The organism is Arthrobacter sp. NPDC097144 (assembly GCF_044762205.1).
Lineage (GTDB): Bacteria > Actinomycetota > Actinomycetes > Actinomycetales > Micrococcaceae > Arthrobacter_B.
The window spans coordinates 183525-201692 of record NZ_JBIWDW010000002.1; the positions used below are offsets into that span (position 1 = coordinate 183525).

General features: G+C 64.4%; 17 protein-coding genes and 2 tRNA genes. 10 read left to right on the top strand and 9 right to left on the bottom strand.

Going from position 1 to position 18168, the window contains the following annotated elements; all coding sequences use genetic code 11:
• Positions 1-16 precede the first annotated feature (16 nt).
• The 3 genes from ACIQXM_RS04445 (at position 17) to nhaA (ending at position 2191) form a co-directional block, all read left to right on the top strand.
• Positions 17-92 (top strand) — tRNA-Ala (locus ACIQXM_RS04445).
• Positions 93-161: 69 nt separating this feature from the next.
• Positions 162-237, top strand: a tRNA-Ala gene (locus tag ACIQXM_RS04450).
• 187 nt (positions 238-424) lie between these two features.
• Positions 425-2191: a Na+/H+ antiporter NhaA gene (gene nhaA, locus ACIQXM_RS04455; RefSeq protein ID WP_400928182.1), complete on the top strand. Its 1767-nt coding sequence runs from the start codon at positions 425-427 to the stop codon at positions 2189-2191.
• A gap of 38 nt (positions 2192-2229) precedes the next feature.
• On the opposite strand, the gene ACIQXM_RS04460 is transcribed toward nhaA, so the two are convergent.
• On the bottom strand, positions 2230-2829 hold the full coding sequence (locus ACIQXM_RS04460) for a DUF1349 domain-containing protein (protein WP_400928185.1): 600 nt from the start codon (positions 2827-2829) through the stop codon (positions 2230-2232).
• A 180-nt stretch (positions 2830-3009) separates the two neighbouring features.
• On the opposite strand from ACIQXM_RS04460, the gene ACIQXM_RS04465 reads away from it, so the two are divergent.
• Complete coding sequence (locus ACIQXM_RS04465) at positions 3010-3933, top strand: NUDIX domain-containing protein (protein WP_400928188.1); 924 nt, start codon at positions 3010-3012, stop codon at positions 3931-3933.
• A gap of 19 nt (positions 3934-3952) precedes the next feature.
• On the opposite strand, the gene ACIQXM_RS04470 is transcribed toward ACIQXM_RS04465, so the two are convergent.
• The 3 genes from ACIQXM_RS04470 to ACIQXM_RS04480 form a co-directional block, all read right to left on the bottom strand.
• Positions 3953-4690, bottom strand: coding sequence for a lysoplasmalogenase (locus ACIQXM_RS04470; protein WP_400928191.1), 738 nt, complete (start codon positions 4688-4690; stop codon positions 3953-3955).
• An 87-nt stretch (positions 4691-4777) separates the two neighbouring features.
• On the bottom strand, positions 4778-6085 hold the full coding sequence (locus ACIQXM_RS04475) for a D-arabinono-1,4-lactone oxidase (protein ID WP_400928194.1): 1308 nt from the start codon (positions 6083-6085) through the stop codon (positions 4778-4780).
• Positions 6082-7359, bottom strand: coding sequence for an amino acid deaminase/aldolase (locus ACIQXM_RS04480; protein ID WP_400928197.1), 1278 nt, complete (start codon positions 7357-7359; stop codon positions 6082-6084). The genes ACIQXM_RS04475 and ACIQXM_RS04480 overlap by 4 nt, the downstream gene beginning before the upstream one ends.
• 225 nt (positions 7360-7584) lie before the next feature.
• On the opposite strand from ACIQXM_RS04480, the gene ACIQXM_RS04485 reads away from it, so the two are divergent.
• Positions 7585-8667 carry a fatty acid desaturase family protein gene (locus tag ACIQXM_RS04485; protein ID WP_400928200.1) on the top strand — a complete coding sequence of 361 codons (1083 nt, stop codon included), beginning with the start codon at positions 7585-7587 and terminating at the stop codon, positions 8665-8667.
• 104 nt (positions 8668-8771) lie between these two features.
• Positions 8772-9881: an App1 family protein gene (locus ACIQXM_RS04490; protein WP_400928203.1), complete on the top strand. Its 1110-nt coding sequence runs from the start codon at positions 8772-8774 to the stop codon at positions 9879-9881.
• A 47-nt stretch (positions 9882-9928) separates the two neighbouring features.
• On the opposite strand, the gene ACIQXM_RS04495 is transcribed toward ACIQXM_RS04490, so the two are convergent.
• Positions 9929-11005, bottom strand: coding sequence for an aromatic acid exporter family protein (locus ACIQXM_RS04495; RefSeq protein ID WP_400928206.1), 1077 nt, complete (start codon positions 11003-11005; stop codon positions 9929-9931).
• Positions 11006-11148: 143 nt separating this feature from the next.
• Entirely contained in the window at positions 11149-12081 is a 933-nt protein-coding gene (locus ACIQXM_RS04500; protein ID WP_400928209.1) for a LysR family transcriptional regulator, read from the bottom strand.
• Positions 12082-12474: 393 nt separating this feature from the next.
• Between ACIQXM_RS04500 and nrdH the strand changes: the two genes are divergently transcribed.
• The 4 genes from nrdH to nrdF all read left to right on the top strand — a co-directional run bounded on the left by nrdH (position 12475) and on the right by nrdF (position 16461).
• Complete coding sequence (gene nrdH / locus ACIQXM_RS04505) at positions 12475-12720, top strand: glutaredoxin-like protein NrdH (protein WP_400928212.1); 246 nt, start codon at positions 12475-12477, stop codon at positions 12718-12720.
• Between the two features lie 61 nt (positions 12721-12781).
• Positions 12782-13291, top strand: a complete 510-nt coding sequence (gene nrdI / locus ACIQXM_RS04510; protein WP_400928215.1) for a class Ib ribonucleoside-diphosphate reductase assembly flavoprotein NrdI — start codon at positions 12782-12784, stop codon at positions 13289-13291.
• On the top strand, positions 13288-15426 hold the full coding sequence (nrdE, locus tag ACIQXM_RS04515) for a class 1b ribonucleoside-diphosphate reductase subunit alpha (protein WP_400928217.1): 2139 nt from the start codon (positions 13288-13290) through the stop codon (positions 15424-15426). Before nrdI ends, nrdE begins: the two co-directional genes overlap by 4 nt.
• A gap of 60 nt (positions 15427-15486) precedes the next feature.
• The gene (gene nrdF, locus ACIQXM_RS04520) at positions 15487-16461 is read left to right on the top strand and encodes a class 1b ribonucleoside-diphosphate reductase subunit beta (protein ID WP_400928220.1); all 975 of its coding nucleotides are present in this window, start codon (positions 15487-15489) and stop codon (positions 16459-16461) included.
• 99 nt (positions 16462-16560) lie between these two features.
• Here nrdF and ACIQXM_RS04525 read toward each other — a convergent pair whose 3' ends face one another.
• The 3 genes from ACIQXM_RS04525 to ACIQXM_RS04535 are packed head-to-tail and all read right to left on the bottom strand — an operon-like array spanning position 16561 to position 18115.
• A complete protein-coding gene (locus ACIQXM_RS04525) occupies positions 16561-17127 on the bottom strand; it encodes an MOSC domain-containing protein (RefSeq protein ID WP_400928223.1) in 567 nt (188 codons plus the stop codon).
• A gap of 60 nt (positions 17128-17187) precedes the next feature.
• Complete coding sequence (locus ACIQXM_RS04530; RefSeq protein WP_400928225.1) at positions 17188-17733, bottom strand: DUF1697 domain-containing protein; 546 nt, start codon at positions 17731-17733, stop codon at positions 17188-17190.
• Between the two features lies 1 nt (position 17734).
• On the bottom strand, positions 17735-18115 hold the full coding sequence (locus ACIQXM_RS04535; RefSeq protein WP_400928228.1) for a serine/threonine protein phosphatase: 381 nt from the start codon (positions 18113-18115) through the stop codon (positions 17735-17737).
• Between the last annotated feature and the right edge of the window lie 53 nt (positions 18116-18168).

Below are 18168 nucleotides of genomic sequence, written 5' to 3' on the forward strand. Positions count from 1 at the left end.
AGTTGAAATAGATTTTGGGGCTGTGGCGCAGCTGGTAGCGCACCTGCATGGCATGCAGGGGGTCAGGGGTTCGAATCCCCTCAGCTCCACCAAAACTTTCGGGTAACCGGAAGATTTGCGGTGGAAATCCGATTGCGAAAGCATAGGACAGCACTTGTTTTGGGGCTGTGGCGCAGCTGGTAGCGCACCTGCATGGCATGCAGGGGGTCAGGGGTTCGAATCCCCTCAGCTCCACCAAAACGAATAAATGAAATGCCCCGCCTTCCGGCGGGGCATTTTTTATCTCTGCTTTTCAGGCGTCACCGGGAACGAAGTCCATGGTTTTGACTGCTGCCGGTGCTGGTCCCGGCGGCCGTCACGGCGCAGAATGCTTGGATGGGTAAATTCTCGGAACTTCCACGCCGCCCCCGCGGGGCGGCCTGACGTGGAAAAGGTCTCCGCTTCTCTGCTCCTGGCATTCACCGCACTGGCGCTGATCTGGGCCAACCTGCCGTTCGGGGACTCCTACGCGCAGTTCTGGGCCACCGCCGTCGACCTCCGAATCGGCGGAACCTCCGTGGAAATGTCCCTGCATGACATTGTGAATGACGGTTTGATGGCGTTTTTCTTCTTCACCGTCGGTCTTGAAGTGAAGCGGGAATTCACCATCGGCGAGCTGACTGAACCCGCGCGGGCTGTGGTTCCGGTGGCGGCAGCCCTGGCCGGACTCGTGGTTCCGGCAGGCATCTTCCTGCTGCTGAATCCCAGCGGTGAAAACGCCGCGGTATGGGGCGCCGTGATTTCCACTGACACCGCCTTCCTGGTGGGTGCGCTGGCGGTGGCCGGGCCCAAATTTCCCGGCCGTCTGCGGGTGTTCCTGCTGACGCTGGCCGTGGTGGACGACGTCGGTGCGCTGGCCGCGATTGCCGTCTTCTACACCGCCGGCCTGGAGCTGATTCCGCTGCTCGCGGCGGTGTTCCTCCTGATACTGGTGGGACTCGTGCGATTCCTCCCGCTGGGCCGCGGACCCGCTTACGCTCTGCTCAGCCTGGCGGCGTGGGTGGCGCTGTACGCCTCTGGAGTGCACCCCACACTCGCCGGAGTGGCCGTAGCCCTGCTGATTCCCGTCTATCCGCCGCGGCGCGGACACGTGGAACGGACAGCTGAACTGGCACGGGCATTCCGGCAGTCACCAAACCCCGAGTATGCGGCCGCCACGGCCAAGAGCCTGAAAGAGTCCATCTCCATTAATGAAAGGCTCCAGCGGTCCTACGGTCCCTATGTGTCCTTCCTCATTCTGCCGCTGTTTGCCCTGGCCAACGCAGGCGTCCGCTTGGACGGTGCCACTCTGGCAGCGGCGGCAACGTCCCGGCTCACGTGGGGCATCATCATTGCCCTGGTGATCGGAAAAGCAGTGGGTATCACCGGGGCCACCGCGCTGTTGCGGGTCACGGGCATCGGGCAGCTGGCGCCCGGGCTGACCTTGGCCCGGGTGGGCGGGGGAGCGGTGCTGTGCGGAATCGGCTTCACCATCTCCCTGTTCATTGTGGGGCTTGCCGTGGAGGACCCCGCGCTGCAGTCGCAGGCCCGGGTGGGGATCCTCGCCGCTTCCGTTATTGCCTTTGCAGTGGGTTGGGCCTGGTTCCGCGTCGTTGACCGGCTGCAGCCGCCGTCGTCCGTTGGGCGCTTCCTGGTGCGGCCCTTCGACCCGGAACGGGACCATTTTCGCGGTGATCCCCGGGCGCCCCTGCAGCTCATTGAATACGGGGACTTCGAATGTCCCTTCTGTTCGCGGGCCACCGGTTCCATCGACGAGGTGCTGGAACACTTCGGTCCCCGGCTGGTCTACGTGTGGCGGCACCTGCCGCTCACCCGGGTCCATCCGCACGCGGAGGAAGCCGCGCGGGCCAGCGAAGCCGCAGACCGGCAGGGGGCCTTCCGGGAATACGCACAGCACCTCTTCCGGCACCAGGACCAGCTGGAGGCCGAGGACCTGATTGGCTACGCGGGGGACCTGGGACTGGACATGGAGCAGTTCCGGGACGATCTGCAGTCTGCCGCGGTCCACAACCGGGTGGAGGATGACGCGTTGGACGCGGAGTTCATGGACCTATCCTCCACACCCACGTTTTTTGTTGGTTCGGCACGGCACACCGGCCCGTTTGATGCCGCCGCGCTCATCAGTGCGCTCAACGCGTTGCCGCAGCGGTGACATCCGCGGCGGGAGGGCTCGCATCAGGGCGTTCAGGATCAGTGAAGCGAAGCATCGGCATCCGTCACCTCCCAGGAATGGAACCGTACAGTGAGCCCGGCCCGGGTGGGAGCACACAGGAACGGGCCGGCCTCGGCCTTTCGATCAGCGGTGAACGGGACCACCCGCACAAACTGCAGCGGTGCTTCCGCGATTCCGGCCCGGATAATGAGGGCGTCGGCGGTGCGGCTGACCCGAACGGTGACTTTGTGCCCGTCCCAGTCCTGGACGGGGGCAACCGACCAGTCCGAAGCACCATAGGTGACGACGGCGCCCACTTGGAGCACCCCGTCCGAGCGTTCGAGTCCGGCTTTGATCCATGTGGAGCCGTCCACGCGGACGAACACACCGGCCTGGTCAAACTGGGCGGGGAGGTTCGCGGTGAAAGTAACTTCCACGGCGGAGCCGACACCAAAGGCCGACAAAAGGGCGTGCTCGGATTCATGGATAAAGCCGTAGGCCGTTGTCCGCCACGCATCGGAGCCCTCGGCAGCCTCCGCCAGCAGATCGGTCCCGTCCTCCACGGCGTGCAGCGGCGGATGCGTCCACCGGCCGGCAGACCAGGGGATTGGGCCGCGCTGAAGTTCATTGTCTGACAAGGTTGTCCTCCGTGGAGTGTTGGCGTGCCCGTGTGGGCCGGGGCTGCTGACGGCCATGATTTCATTCCCCGGTTCCGGCGCCGGGAAGTGCGGTGGTGTGTCGCGGCGGGACCGCGTTTCAGCTCCGCATCCACCGGATGCGCCGTGCTGCTTCTCATCCCGTGTGGCAGGCTGGGGCACATGATGACTGAGCACCCAGCTTCGGATAAGCCGCCCCGCCGTGCCGGTCCGGGGAACCCCGGTGACGCCTGGGTCACCGCACCGGACGGCCAGCGGTATTGGGGCCGGTTCGGTGCCGCCGGGCTGCTGGCGGTCGACCCGGGACGTGGAATACTGCTGCAGCACCGTGCGTCGTGGAGCCATCACGGAGACACCTGGGCCCTGCCCGGCGGCGCCCGGCATGAAGGGGAGTCAGCGCTGGCCGCTGCACTGCGGGAATCAGCAGAGGAAGCGGGGGTTCCAGCCGCAGCCATCAGGCCGCGGCTGATGAGCGTGCTGGATCTGGGGGTCTGGAGTTACGCCACCGTGATTGGTGACGTCGTGGAGCCGTTTGAGCCGGTTATCAGTGATCCGGAAAGCCTGGCGCTGGCTTGGGTTCCCCTGGAAGAGGTGGAAAGTTTTCCGCTGCATCCGGCATTCCAGAGTTCCTGGCCGGAACTGCGGCCGCTGCTGCAGGTGCGGCCGGCAGTTGTGGTGGACGCGGCCAATGTTGTTGGCTCGGTTCCGGACGGCTGGTGGAAGGGCCGGGCAGGGGCGGCAGCGCGGCTCATCACGGCAGTGTCGGCCCTGGCTGCCCGGGGAATCCCTTCCGCCTTCCTGGAGCTTCCCGGGGAGACCGCGTTTCCCGAATACACGGTGGTCCTGGAGGGGCGGGCCCGCGGTGTCCCCGCCCCGGAGCAGCCCGGGGTGCAGCTGCCGCCGGTGAAGGTGCTCCGTGCCGCAGGTTCGGGCGACGACGCCATTGTCACCCTGACAGGGCAGCTGGCCTCCGCCGGGCTCACAGTCACGGTTGCCACCAGCGACCGTGAGCTCACCGACCGCAGCCGCCGGATCGGAGCATCGGTGGTGGGCGCCGGCCGGCTGCGGGAGCTGCTGGGCTACTGACCCGGGTCGCTGAACCGGACTACTGACGCGGATGCCCCGCGGCCCGGGTGCGGAGTACCCCGGCCACAATCAGGCCCTGCCCGGCGCAGTAGGTCAGCATCACCACGGCACTGGTCCAGTCCGGCATGGAGTCGGGCAGGAAGATGCGGAGGGACAAAATAGTGTCCGACGCCAGGAACAACACCCCGCCGGCCGCCACTGTTGGGCTGCACCGTGCGGCAGTGGCTGCCGTTCCGGCCAGTACGACCCCGTAGGCGGCCACGGCCAGTGTCAGGCTGCCGAGGGATGGCCACAGCACCACGAGCATGAGGACCCACCACAGCGGAAAGACCAGTGCCCACCGGGGGAACCGGCGGCGGGCCACGTAGCCGGCCAAAAGCATGATGTAACAAATGTGGGCCGCGCCGAAGGATGCCAGCATCACCGGAAGCTCCGGTGCGAACGGGAAGAAGGCAGCCGCGCCGTCACCCAGCCAGGAGAAGAAGAGCGCAGCAAACAACAGAACCGAGGGCAGGGTACTGCCGGGAGCAGCAGAGCCGATACCGCCGCGGCTTTCGGAGCCGCTCCCGCGGGCCGCCCACAGGACGGCAACGGCAAGCAGCGGCATCAGCGTGAGCTTGGTTGGCTCCGCTATGTCGGCGGAGCCGGCAAACCGGGCGCCGACGTGGACCGCGGAAACGGCGGCGAAGGGCAGGAAACCCCACCACCATGATCGGGGCAGCGCGATGGTTCGATTCCGGGCGGGGACGGCTGTCACGGGACTCCTTCGGTTTGGCAGGAGCCCATCCTATGGTGGAACGGGCGCCGCACTGCGCGGGCCCGCCGGGCGGGCGCAATCCTGCTTTTACGGCCCCAGCACCTGGTCCAGGTACTCGTTGGCGAAGATCCTGTCCGGGTCCAACCGGTTCCGCACGGCGAGGAAGTCATTGAAGCGGGGATACCGGGGAGCCAGCGATGCGGCGTCTAGGGAATGCAGTTTGCCCCAGTGCGGCCGACCGCCGAAGGCCAGCAGGATCTCCTCCACAGCGGTGAAGTATTCGCGGTGGTCTTCGCGGTAATAACGGTGGACGGCTATGTAGGCGGTGTCCCGGCCGTACGCAGTGGACAGCCAGCGGTCATCGGCGGCAGCCCAGCGAACCTCCAGCGGAAAGGAAATCCGCCACGCCCGTTCCTCAACCAGTTGCCGCACCGCAGCGAAAGCCGCCGGCAGACGGTCGGCGGGAAGGCCGTACTCCATTTCCCGAAAGCGGACAGTTCGGTGCTGGGTAAAGACCCGGTGTGAGGCCTCCGTGTAGCCGTGTCCGCCCAAAAGGCGGGCGGCTGCCCGGTTCACCGGCGGTATGAGGGCCGGGACGGCAGCGCCGGCAGCACAGGTGGCCCGGAACAGGGAGTTGGATAACAGCGACTCTTCAATCCAGCGGCTCAGGGGCGGGCGCGGGTGAAGGGGAGCTGACCCCGGCAGCCGGGTATTGGACTTCGTTGCTGCGCGGTCCGTGTGCGGGAACCAATAAAACTCAAAGTGGTCGGTGGAGCCAGCCCGCCGGTCGAGAGCGGCCAGCGTATCGGCCAGAAGCTCGGACTCCTCCTGTGCCTGCAGGGCGAAGGCCGGTACACATTGCAGCGTGACGTCCGCAATGATTCCCAGGGCCCCAAGGCCAAGTGCGGCGGCAGGCAGCAGCGGATCGCCGTCGTCCACGGTGAGCAGGCCGCCGTCGGGCTGGATCAGGGTCAGCCCCGCCACCTGCGTGGCGAGCCCGCCAAAGCCGGCGCCGGTCCCGTGGGTGCCGGTGGAGATTGCTCCGGCCAGCGACTGCCGGTCAATGTCGCCCAGGTTCGGCATGGCCAAGGTGAGCCCGGACAGCAGGCCGGGAATACGGTAGAGGCGGGTTCCGGCCTGGAACCTGACGCGCCGGCGCTCGCGGTCGACGTCGATGATTCCCTGCAGCTTGTCCAGCTGCAGCAGGACATCCGGAGCGGCTGCAATGCCGGTGAAGCTGTGGCCGGCGCCCACAGCCTTGACCCGTCTGCCCGCCGCGGCTGCTCTCTTGACGCTCAGCTGCAGGGCCTCGACGGATTCGGGGCGCTCAACGGATAGGGGAGTTACCGCGACGGACCGGCCCCAGTTCCGCCAGGTCCGGTTTGCGGAGTTCACAGGAACGCCTTTCCCTCACCGCGGTAGGTGGCCAGCATGGCCACAACACTTCCGCCGTCCACCACCGCGTATTCGTTGACTCTCTCCGATAGTTCACCGCTCTTGGCATGGCGGAGCCAGACGCGGTCGCCCACGGCAAGACTCGACGCCGCCCGTCCGGCCAGCGGAGTCTGCACTTCGCCGGCCCCTTCGCGCGGCAGCAGAACCAGCCCCGGCGGCCAGGCCACCTGGGGGACCCGGGACGTCCCGGGCGGCCCGGAGGCTATCCATCCGCCGCCGAGGACGGTGGCGATGCCCGCGGCGGGGCGGCGCACCACATCGAGCGCGACTGCGGCGGCCGGTGCCGGAGTAAACGCACGGTAGGAGTCGAAGAGGTGGCCTGCGAACAGTCCCGACCCCGCGGTGATCTCGGTGACCGACGGGTCAGCCGCGGTGGCCTCAACGGATCCCGTGCCGCCGCCGTTCACGAATTCCAGGTCCGCCAGTTCCGCCAGAGCCCGGGCAATGGCGCCGCGGCGGCTGCCGAGCTCTTTCATTGAACGCGCCTGTACCCAGCGCATCACGGTATTCATCACCGCAGCACCGGGAACAGCATCGCCGACCCCGGCGATCTGGCCCTCGTACATCATCAGTCCCACCAAGATAAATCCGGGCCGGGCAACAATGCGGCGGGCGAGGCTCACGGCGTCGGCCTCGCTGTGCAAGGGAGAACGGCGCGTGCCGATGAACCCCAGGACCGGCGCCCGCCATGAGGCGTCCGCATCCAAGCACACCCGCACCCCGGGCCGCCGGCCTGCGGGTGCAACGGCATCGACCAGGTCCAGCTGGGACTCGTCGTCAATCATGAGCGTCACCCTGGAAGCAAGCCGCTCATCGGATAAGAGCCGGGCCAGGGCGGCGCGGTCCGCGCTGGGATAGCCGACGACGACGTCGTCACAGGTTTGGGCGAGCCACAGCGCTTCAGCGAGGGTGAAGGCAAAAATGCCGCGGAAACCCGGAAGCTCCAACAGGGCATCCAGAACGCTGCGGACCCGGATGGATTTGCTGGCGACACGCAGGGGAGTGCCGCCGGCACGCCGGAGCAGATCCCGGGCGTTGAAACGCAGGGCTCCGGCATCAAGTGTTGCGACCGGTGCGCCCAGATGGGCAACGGCTTTGCTGCGGGCCGGCCAATAGGCTGCCGGGTCCTGCCACGGCCCGGGCCCGCCGATATCCGCGGACCCGCCCAGACGCAGCGCGCCGTACCCGGGCCGGGGAGTTTTCGGGAACGTCATTTCATCAGTCCAATCCGGGGCGCTCTGCTGTCTGTGTGGCTTGCACCGGATACTAGCTGCCGAGGGGCGGGAACGGCGGACGAACACCTGCGCGGCGGACACAGATGACGAACCTGTGCAAAGGGTCACACGGTTGTTTCAGGGATACAGGTTACGCTGGGGTATCCGCAGAGCAGATTTGCTCGATTACCGCCGGCCGGGATGCCGAAGATTCCAGAGGTTCGCATGAGCGCAACTGCACAACCAGCAAAGACAGCCGTACCGAGGACCCGCACCAACTCCGTCGTCAGCAGCTATTCAGGCTTGCTGAAGGCTGTTCGTGAGGAAGGGCTGCTGAAGCGCCGCCGTTCTTTCTACATCACGACCTTCGTTTTTCTGTGCGCCGGCCTGGTAGCCGCAGGCACCGGGTTCTTCCTGATCGGTGAAAGCTGGTTCCAGCTGCTGATCGCCGCTGCGCTGGGAGTGCTGCTGACCCAGTTGGCCTTCATTGCCCACGAGGCTGCCCACAAGCAGGTTTTTGAATCCGGTCCCGCGAATGACCGCGCAGGGCGCTTTGTTGCCAACGCCGTCGTCGGCATCAGCTACCAGTGGTGGATGAACAAGCACAGCCGGCACCACGCGAACCCGAATACCATCGGCAAGGATCCGGATATCGACATGGATACGATTTCCTTCCTTCCGGAGCAGGCGGCACGGCAAAAGGGCTTCATGGCCTGGTTTGCCCGCCGTCAGGGATGGCTGTTCTTCCCGCTGCTGATGCTTGAGGGCATCAACCTGCATGCCACCTCCATCAAGCACCTCTTTGCCAACAAGCAGATCAAGGGCCGCTTCACGGAGCTGACCATGGTGTTCCTGCGCCTGGGACTGTACATCGGCGCCGTCTTCTTCTTCCTCCCGGTGGGCATGGCGTTTGCCTTCCTCGGTGTCCAGCTGGCTGTCTTCGGCGTGTACATGGGTGCTTCCTTTGCTCCCAACCACAAGGGCATGCCCATCCTGCCCAAGGACTCCAAGGCGGACTTCCTCTCCCGCCAGGTCCTGACTTCCCGCAACATCAAGGGAAAGGGCATGAACACCCTGATGGGCGGACTCAACTACCAGATTGAGCACCACCTTTTCCCGAACATGCCCCGCCCGCACCTGGCCCGCGCGTCGGAAATCGTGAAGGCCTACTGCGCCGAACACAAGATTCCCTACACCGAGACGTCCCTGACGCAGTCCTACGGAATTGTTGTCCGTTACCTGAACACGGTGGGCCTCTCCGCGAGGGATCCCTTCGACTGCCCCCTGACTTCGCAGTACCGGCGGTAATCCGCCGCCCGCAAACCCGGCAGCAGGAAAGCCGGCAGCACTGTCCGAGGACGGTGCTGCCGGCTTTTTGCTGCCGCTGCGGCTGCATCTGACACACTGGAGCCATGTCTCCGACACCAACCGACCATTCCGCCAGCACTTCCGCTTCCGACGGTTCGTCCTCCCCAGCCAAGGGGCAGGCAAGCCACATCGGCATGCGTCTGGAAGACGCCCTCCACAGCTACCGCGAAGGACGGGCCCGCAAGCGGGGCGAAGTCCAAACCGTCCTGCCCTTCACCGGCTACGGCAGCACGGAATGGGTCCGGGTATTGGGACGCGTTATCCTCGCCAAGCCGGGGTATGCCTCACCGGATGAGAATTCTGCCGGGGCCAAGGCCATCCGTGACGGGATCCGCGGCTGGCGCAACTTCATGAGCCCCCCGATCAACAAGGCCGCCGTGACTGTGGAAATCAACGGCGAACAGTACCCCGTCACCGCGGACCGCGGCGGCGTTATCGACGTCGTCATTCCGGTGAATCTTGCACCGGGCTGGACCACCGTCACGCTGCGCTCGGAAGATTCGGAAGCTGCCGTCGCACCCGTGTACATCGTGGATCCGAGCGCCCGGGTGGGAGTGGTCTCCGATATAGATGACACCATCATGGTCACCGCGCTGCCGCGTCCGTTCCTCGCCGCCTGGAATACGTTCGTGCTTGATGAGCACGCGCGCACTCCTACCCCCGGCATGGCCGTGACCATGGACCGGCTGTCCCGGGAGACCCCCGGCGGCCCCGTCCTGTACCTGTCCACCGGTGCCTGGAACGTGGCCGCGACGCTGACCCGCTTCATCACCCGCAACCTGTATCCGGCCGGACCGCTGCTGCTGACTGACTGGGGGCCCACGAGGGACCGCTGGTTCCGCAGCGGTCAGGAGCATAAGAAGACGCAGCTCGAACGCCTGGCCAAGGAATTCCCGCAGATTAAGTGGCTGCTGATTGGTGACAACGGGCAGCACGACGAAGCGATCTATGCAGAGTTTGCCAAACGGCATCCGGAGAATGTCCGGGCCATCGCCATCCGTCAGCTTTCGGTTGGCGAGGCCGTCCTGGCCGGCGGCCGCTCGCCGTCGCGTTCGGGTGAGCGGCCGTCGGAGATCCCCTGGATCTACGCTCCGGACGGTGCAGGGATGTCGCGGCAGCTGAGCGAACTGGGACTGCTGCCCGACGCCGGTTAGCCTCCTGGCCGGTTAGCCGCCTTGGCTGCTGTCCGGCCGGGCAGCAGCTAGGGCTGGTCCCTTTCGGTTTTCACGGTGCGCAGTATCCGGCGCATGCTCATCGCCAGGGAGGCCGTGACATCCACGGGGCTGTCCGGGGATGCATGGGAGTTCATATCGATCTGGAGCTTGTGGACGGCCTCACGCGCCTGGGCATACTCTTCCGTGTCCGCATCCCATTTCTCCACCGCTTCACCGCAGGCCAGCATTGCTTCGGAAAGCTGTTCGGAGAGCTTGTCCTGCACCGGCATATCCTTGGGCAGGGTCCAGATGGCGGTGGCAAGGACCTCGGTCATGTCCTCCACATACAGCGTCACCCGCTCCATGGCCCGCAGTGCCCGGTAGTCCCCGTCAAGATCGCGGGTGTGGCGGCGGCTGCGCAAGTTGCCGAAGCGGCTGCGTTCCGCGAGCTGGACGGATTCACGCACTTCCTTGCTGAAGGAGATGAGTTCGCTGCGGCGGTTGGACCAGTCCTCATGTTTCGGGGGCCAGGATTCTGTAATGGCGGTCCCCATTTCCTTGAGCTGGCGGGACAGGGCCAGGCGCAGGGATGCCAGTCCGTCCACGGCGCCGTTCAAATGCAGCGGCGGGAAGACAACGGCGTTGATGCTCAGGCCTACGGCTACGCCCACCAGCATCTGCACGGTGTATCCCAGCGAGTAGCCGTCCGGATCATCACCGCCGACCACCAGCACAAAGAGGGCTGCCATGGGAAGGTAGTCCTGTCCGGCACCCAGCTTGGGGATGCCGGCGAGCAGGACTCCAACGCCCACAATGAGGGCGATGGTCCAGGTGGTGGGGCTGCCGAGGAGCAGGCCTGTCAGGGCCAGGGCAATGCCTGCGACGAGCCCGATCAGGGTTTGAATGCCGGCCTTCGCGGAACCCGAGACGGTGGGGTACATGCTCACCAGCGCGCCCAGCGGGGCGTAGTACGGGTACTGCGCGGCGATTCCGGGGACCATCGGAGCCACGGTCCAGGCAACGGCCACGGCAAGGGCTGCCTTGATGGAGAGCTGCAGGCGCGTGTAGCGCAGGATGCCCTTGAGGCGGCTGGAAACGCCGGAGAGAGTGGTGCCGCGAAGCATGCTCCCTGTTCGGCGAAAGAGGGTTCCGGTAGAAGGCATTGTTACATTATGGTCACGGGCTCAGGCGGGAGAGGCATTCTGTAGCCCCGGTCACAGTCCCGGCTGGCCGGAGGATTCGAGGTGCCGTGCACTTCGCCGTCATTTCAGGCGCCGGCGGCTGCGCGGGGTGCAATGCTGTGGGTCCGCAGGACTTCGGCGAGCTGGTCGAGGAACAGCCGCACCTGCGGATTTTCGCGTTCGTTGATGATCAGCGCGAAGATGCTGCGGGCAAGCCGGATTTCCGGTACGTCCAGCACGACCACGCCGTCGTGCCGGTTAAGCATGGCCAGCTCCGGAACCAAAGCGGCCCCGAGCCCTGCCGCTGCCATCTCCAAGCTGGCATTGAAGTCATCGCAGTAGGCCGCCACGCGGGGGTGCAGGTTGCAGCCGGCAAAGAGCCGTTCAATCACCAGGGCATCCGGGGTTCCCGGGTGATGCATGATCCAGGGCATGTCCGAAAGCTGCTCGGCGGAGATCTGTGATCCTTCACGGATGCCCCAGGCCCGGGGGAGGACCACCCGGAAGTCGTCGTCTCCAAGCCATTGGCGGCTGATGGTGGAGGGCCAGGCCAGCCCGCCCTGGCCCACCTGGTAGATGAGCGCGACGTCGAGCTCTCCGCCGGTGCGCAGGCCCTGGATGGTTTGGCCGGGCTCGGCGACGTGGATCTTCAGGTTGATGCCCAGGTCCTGCCAGCCGGGGGAGCCCACCAGCCTCGGCAGGGCGAAAGTGGCCAGGCTCGGAAAGATGCCCAGCCGCAGCTCATGTGTGGTTCCGGCCTCCACCCGGGCGGAGGCTGCCATGAGCGCATCCATGTCCGTGAGGACCTTGGCTGCGTGCCGGGCCATGACCAGGGCTGCCTCCGTGGGGGCTGCGGTGCGTGCGGAGCGGACAAACAGGTGGGTGCCCGTGGCGCGTTCCAGGGCAGACATCTGCTGGGAGACGGCAGAAGCGGTGTAGCCAAGCCGGAGGGCGGCTGCGGCAAAGGAACCTACCCGGATGACTTCAAGGAGCGTCTTGAGGTGAATCGGATTTACCACTGCTGCCGCCTTCCGGAGCCTTGATGCGGCCGGCCTGATACCGGAACCGCAGTCGCCCACTTTAGCCGGTTGGCACCGGCGCCCGGGTACCCGCGCGCGGGCGGCGGGGCGACACGCCGGGGTGAGCGCGACACGCGCTCAATTTGTGGCCTTCACTACGCAGCCCGGACTGTGCACTCGGTCTGCACAGCCTGTGGAGAACCTCCGGCCGACCTGCGGAAATCCACGGAATCTTCCTGCCTGCCCTGTGCATTAACTGTGGACGACGGCTCAGGGGAATGACATACTTGTAATACATCATCTTGGGGTTACCCCGGGGGCTGTGCACTAGATGTAGTGTCTGGATGTAGTATCAAGGAACAGACTTCAAGGCTTCACAAGGGGAGACCAACCATGACCGTTACGGTTTACACCAAGCCCTCCTGCGTTCAGTGCAACGCTACTTACCGGGCGCTGGACAAGAAGGGCATCACGTACCAGATCGTGGATATGTCCCAGGATGCCGAGGCCCTGGAACGGGTCCGCGCACTGGGTTTCATGCAGGCTCCCGTCGTTGTCACCGAGCAGGATTCCTGGTCCGGCTTCCGGCCGGACAAGATTGCCGAACTGACCCAGTCATCGGTCTCCTCGGTAGCCTAAAACGGCTTCAGCAGCACCCGCACCACACCCGCAATACCCGCACCGTCAGGAGCGCAGGACCATGACACTGGGGATAGCAGACCGCACCGGGACTTCCCCGGAAGCGGGATCCGCAGCACATGAGCATCCAGTTACCGATGCGCCCCTGATTTTCTTTTCATCGGCGTCCGGTTATACCGGCCGCTTCGTTGCCAAGCTGGATACGCAGGCGGGAAAGATCCCGCTGCACACCTCAGAGCCCACGTTGTTGGCCCAGCGGCCGTATGTCCTGCTGCTGCCCACTTACGGCGGCACCGCTGCGCAGCCGGGGGCAGCAGCACGCGGCGCCGTTCCCAAACAGGTCATCAAGTTCCTGAACAACGAGCACAACCGCTCCCTGATCCGGGGAGTAATCGGTGCAGGCAACACAAACTTCGGGGAATCCTATTGCCTTGCGGCGGACATCGTCTCCGCAAAGTGCAAGGTCCCTGTTCTCTATAGATTTGAACTCATGGGCACGTCCGACGACGTTGCCAAAGTTAACGAAGGATTGGAAGAGTTTTGGACGCATCAGTCGCAGAAGCCGGCATGACGGACTCGAAGGAGCTCCCCGCGGCCTATAAGGATCTGGGCTATCACGAGCTCAACGCCATGCTGAACCTGTACGGCAAGAACGGCGAAATCCAGTTCGACGCCGACCGCGCTGCTGCGCGTCAGTACTTCCTTGAGCACGTGAACAACAACACCGTGTTCTTCCACGACCTGGAAGAGAAGCTCGAATACCTGGTCAAGAACGAGTACTACGAGAAGGAAACTCTCGAGCAGTACTCCATGGACTTCATCAAGGACCTGTACCAGCGCGCCTATAAGAAGAAGTTCCGCTTCGAAACCTTCCTCGGTGCCTTCAAGTTCTACACCTCGTACACGCTGAAGACTTTTGACGGCAAGCGTTACCTGGAGCGCTACGAAGACCGCGTCTGCATGGTTGCCCTGCACCTGGCGCGCGGCGATGAGAAGCTTGCCACGCAGATGGTGGATGAAATCATCGGCGGCCGCTTCCAGCCCGCCACCCCCACCTTCCTGAACGCAGGCAAGGCCCAGCGCGGCGAGCTCGTCTCCTGCTTCCTGCTGCGCATCGAAGACAACATGGAGTCGATCGGCCGTTCCATCAACTCCGCCCTGCAGCTGTCCAAGCGCGGCGGCGGCGTGGCCTTCGCCCTGACCAACATCCGCGAGGTCGGCGCTCCGATCAAGCAGATCGAGAACCAGTCCTCCGGCGTCATCCCCGTGATGAAGCTCCTCGAGGACAGCTTCTCCTACGCCAATCAGCTCGGTGCCCGCCAGGGTGCCGGTGCCGTGTACCTGCACGCCCACCACCCGGACATCAACCGGTTCCTGGACACTAAGCGCGAAAATGCCGACGAGAAGATCCGCATCAAGACCCTCTCCCTCGGCGTCGTCGTTCCCGACATCACCTTTGAACTGGCCAAGCGCGACGAGGACATGTACCTGTTCTCCCCGTACGACGTCGAAAAGGTCTACGGCGTCCCGTTCTCCGACATCTCGGTCACCGAGAAGTACTACGAGATGGTGGACGACGCGCGGATCAAGAAGACCAAGATCCGGGCCCGCGACTTCTTCCAGACCCTCGCCGAGATCCAGTTCGAGTCCGGTTACCCGTACATCATGTTCGAGGACACGGTGAACCGGGAAAACCCGATCGAGGGCAAGATCATCATGTCCAACCTGTGCTCCGAGATCCTCCAGGTCTCCGAGCCCACCACGTACAACGATGACCTCTCCTACGCCGAGACCGGCAAGGACATCTCCTGCAACCTCGGTTCGCTGAACATCGCCAAGACGATGGACTCCCCGGACTTCGGCCAGACCATCGAGACGTCCATTCGCGCCCTGACTGCTGTGTCGGACATGAGCCACATCGGTTCTGTCCCGTCCATTGCCAAGGGCAACGACGCCTCGCACGCCATCGGCCTGGGCCAGATGAACCTGCACGGCTACCTGGCACGGGAGCGGGTGTACTACGGCTCCGAAGAAGGCATCGACTTCACGAACATCTACTTCTACTCCGTGGTCTACCACGCTGTGCGTGCCTCGAACCTGCTCTCGATCGAGACTGGCCGCAAGTTCGCCGGCTTCGACCGCTCCAAATACGCCACGGGCGAGTTCTTCGATAAGTACGTCAACCAGGAATGGGTTCCGAAGACGCAGCGCGTGCGTGAACTCTTCGAGGGCATCCACATCCCCACGCAGGCTGACTGGGCCGCACTGCGTGCTTCGGTCATGGAGCACGGCATCTACAATCAGAACCTGCAAGCGGTGCCGCCCACCGGCTCCATCTCCTACATCAACAACTCGACCTCCTCCATCCACCCGGTGGCAGCGAAGATCGAGATCCGCAAGGAAGGCAAGCTGGGCCGCGTTTACTACCCGGCTCCGTACCTGACGAACGACAACCTGGAGTACTACCAGGATGCGTACGAAATCGGCTACGAGAAGATCATCGACACCTACGCCGCTGCCACGCAGCACGTGGACCAGGGCCTGTCCCTGACGCTGTTCTTCAAGGACACCGCCACCACGCGTGACATCAACAAGGCCCAGATCTACGCATGGCGCAAGGGCATCAAGACCATCTACTACATCCGCCTGCGCCAGCTCGCGCTTGAGGGCACTGAGGTGGAAAACTGCGTCAGCTGCATGCTGTGACGTTGACGTTTCCGACTGCTGCCTAACCTCTCGCACTCTTTTCAAGACAAGGAACCATTCATGACCGAGAAGCTGAAGCTGATCGACAGCGTCCAGGCGATCAACTGGAACAAAATCCAGGACGATAAGGACGTAGAAGTCTGGAACCGCCTGGTCAACAACTTCTGGCTGCCGGAGAAGGTGCCGCTGTCCAACGACGTGCAGTCGTGGAACACGCTCACCCCGGACGAGCAGCAGCTGACCATGCGCGTGTTCACCGGCCTGACCCTGCTGGACACCGTCCAGGCCACTGTTGGCGCCGTCTCCCTGATCCCCGACGCGATCACCCCCCACGAGGAAGCGGTCTACACGAACATCGCGTTCATGGAGTCCGTGCACGCCAAGAGCTACTCCTCGATCTTTTCCACGCTGGCCTCCACCAAGGAGATCGACGAGGCGTTCCGCTGGTCCACGGAGAACGAGAACCTCCAGCGCAAGGCCCATATCGTCACGGACTACTACCGCGGCGATGATCCCCTGAAGCGCAAGGTCGCCTCCACCCTGCTGGAGTCCTTCCTCTTCTACTCCGGGTTCTACCTGCCGATGTACTGGTCCTCGCGGGCCAAGCTCACAAACACGGCTGACCTGATCCGCCTGATCATCCGTGATGAGGCCGTGCACGGTTACTACATTGGCTACAAGTTCCAGAAGGGCCTGGAAGGCGAGTCCGAGGCACGCAAGGCTGAGATCAAGGACTACACCTTCGAGCTGCTCTTCGAGCTGTACGAAAACGAAGTCCAGTACACGCACGACCTGTACGACGGCGTCGGCCTGGCCGAAGATGTCAAGAAGTTCCTGCACTACAATGCCAACAAGGCGCTGATGAACCTGGGCTACGAAGCCATGTTCCCGTCCTCCGTAACCGACGTGAACCCGGCGATCCTGTCGGCTCTGTCCCCGAACGCCGACGAGAACCACGACTTCTTCTCCGGGTCCGGTTCCTCCTACGTGATCGGCAAGGCCGTGAACACGGAAGACGACGACTGGGACTTCTAGCTCGTTCATCCTTTTTCACCTGAAATGCCCCGCCTGCCGGCGGGGCATTTTTGCGTGCCGGGGCCAGCCTTCGGATCCAGGGCAGCAGGTTTCGCGGTGTTAGGGCAACCGGCCGGGACGCGGCAGGGAGGCCTTGCCGGCGCCGGCAGGATCCAGCGGCACCGGACTGATGAGCACTGCCGGACCGCGCTGGAGGATTCCACTGGTCAGCGGCCTGCAGCGCAGCCCGCCCCGGCCCCGCATCGCCTTATGCGCCCCGGGAGCCAGGACCGTATCCATCCAGGCGCACGGGTGCGCGTGCCGGCCGCCGTGGAAGGTTACGCTGCCTGCCGCTGATTGGAGGGTGAAGTCCTCTCCGATGAGCGGGACAAGGTCCGCGCCCCGGATAACCACATTGCGCCGGGGCAGCAGCGGATCGAAGGGTCCAGCCTCAAGTTCCGCAGCGATTGCCTCCAAGGATTCGACGGCGAACAGGGTGACGGCAGCGTCCATGTGGGCCGCCTTGCCGAAGAACCGGTCACCGACAATTCCCTTCCCGGCCACCACCTCCACCCGGTCGGCATCCGTGGTGGGGACGTCGGCTGCACCATCCCTGGCACGTCCAAAATAGGCGTGGCTGCCTGAGACGAGCAGGTGGAGGATCTCGACGTCGTACTTGTAGTCCATGCTTCCACGCTAGCGGTTCCCACGGCGGCAATTCCCCGCCCGGCAAACAGGAAATGTCCGCTACGGCTGAACGCGCTCGAACAGCTTCATGGTGGTGTTCCAGCTGCGGATGGTCATGGACTTGTACAGCGGCGAGGCCACAACCGCGCTCAACCGGCTTCGCGTGAGTTCCGAGCTGAGCCGCTGCGAATAGACGACTCCGTCGCCGGCCCAGACTTCGTCCACACCTTCCCTCGGACGGAACGCTGTCATGGCGGTTTCCGCGTCGATGTCCATCAGGAAAATCGCGTCGGAATGATACTTCTCCGGCTGTTCTCCGAACCCCTCCGGCTTGAGGCTGACTACGCTGTGCAGCTGTTCGGGAGTGAGTACCAGCACCTTGATGAGTTCGTCGTCGAGGTCGAATTTCTCCACCAGGGCCGCTTCGATCTCCTCTCCCACCTCTTCGGGTGAAGCCGATGCCGAGAGGAGGACGTTACCGCTGGCAATGTAGGTGGAGACCTGCTGGTACCCCAGATCCTCCAGATGCTCCCGCAGCGCCTTCATGGGGATCTTGTTCCTGCCGCCCACGTTGATGCCGCGCAGGAGGATCAGATAGGGATTCATGTCAGGGCTCCTTCCCCTCGTGCTGGTGCAGCCTGTCGGTCGGGAGAAGAACTTCCATGGAGGTGCTCATGTCGGCTGCCTTGGCGATGGCCCCGGCGGCAGTAAAAGCCACCGTTACCCGGTCGCGCCGGACTTCCTGAATGAGCACCGGCACCCGGTCGCCGTCGAGATCCAGCCACCAGTCCTCCGTGAACATCGCGAGTCCGAGGTCGTCCAGCACTTCCTCCGCCTCCTCCAGCTCCAGCGGCTTAGCGCGCCGGCGGTGCAGCAGATCAAACGGAATGAAGGTGCCGGCCTCGGTCATGTGGATGTAGCCCACATGTTCGCCGTCCAGGGAGCGTCGGTGATCGAAGGTGTTGTCCTGCGGGAGTGGCTGGGGCATGGGAGGACCCTAACACCGGCCGGCCCGTGGAGAACATGGTTTCGCGTCGCTCC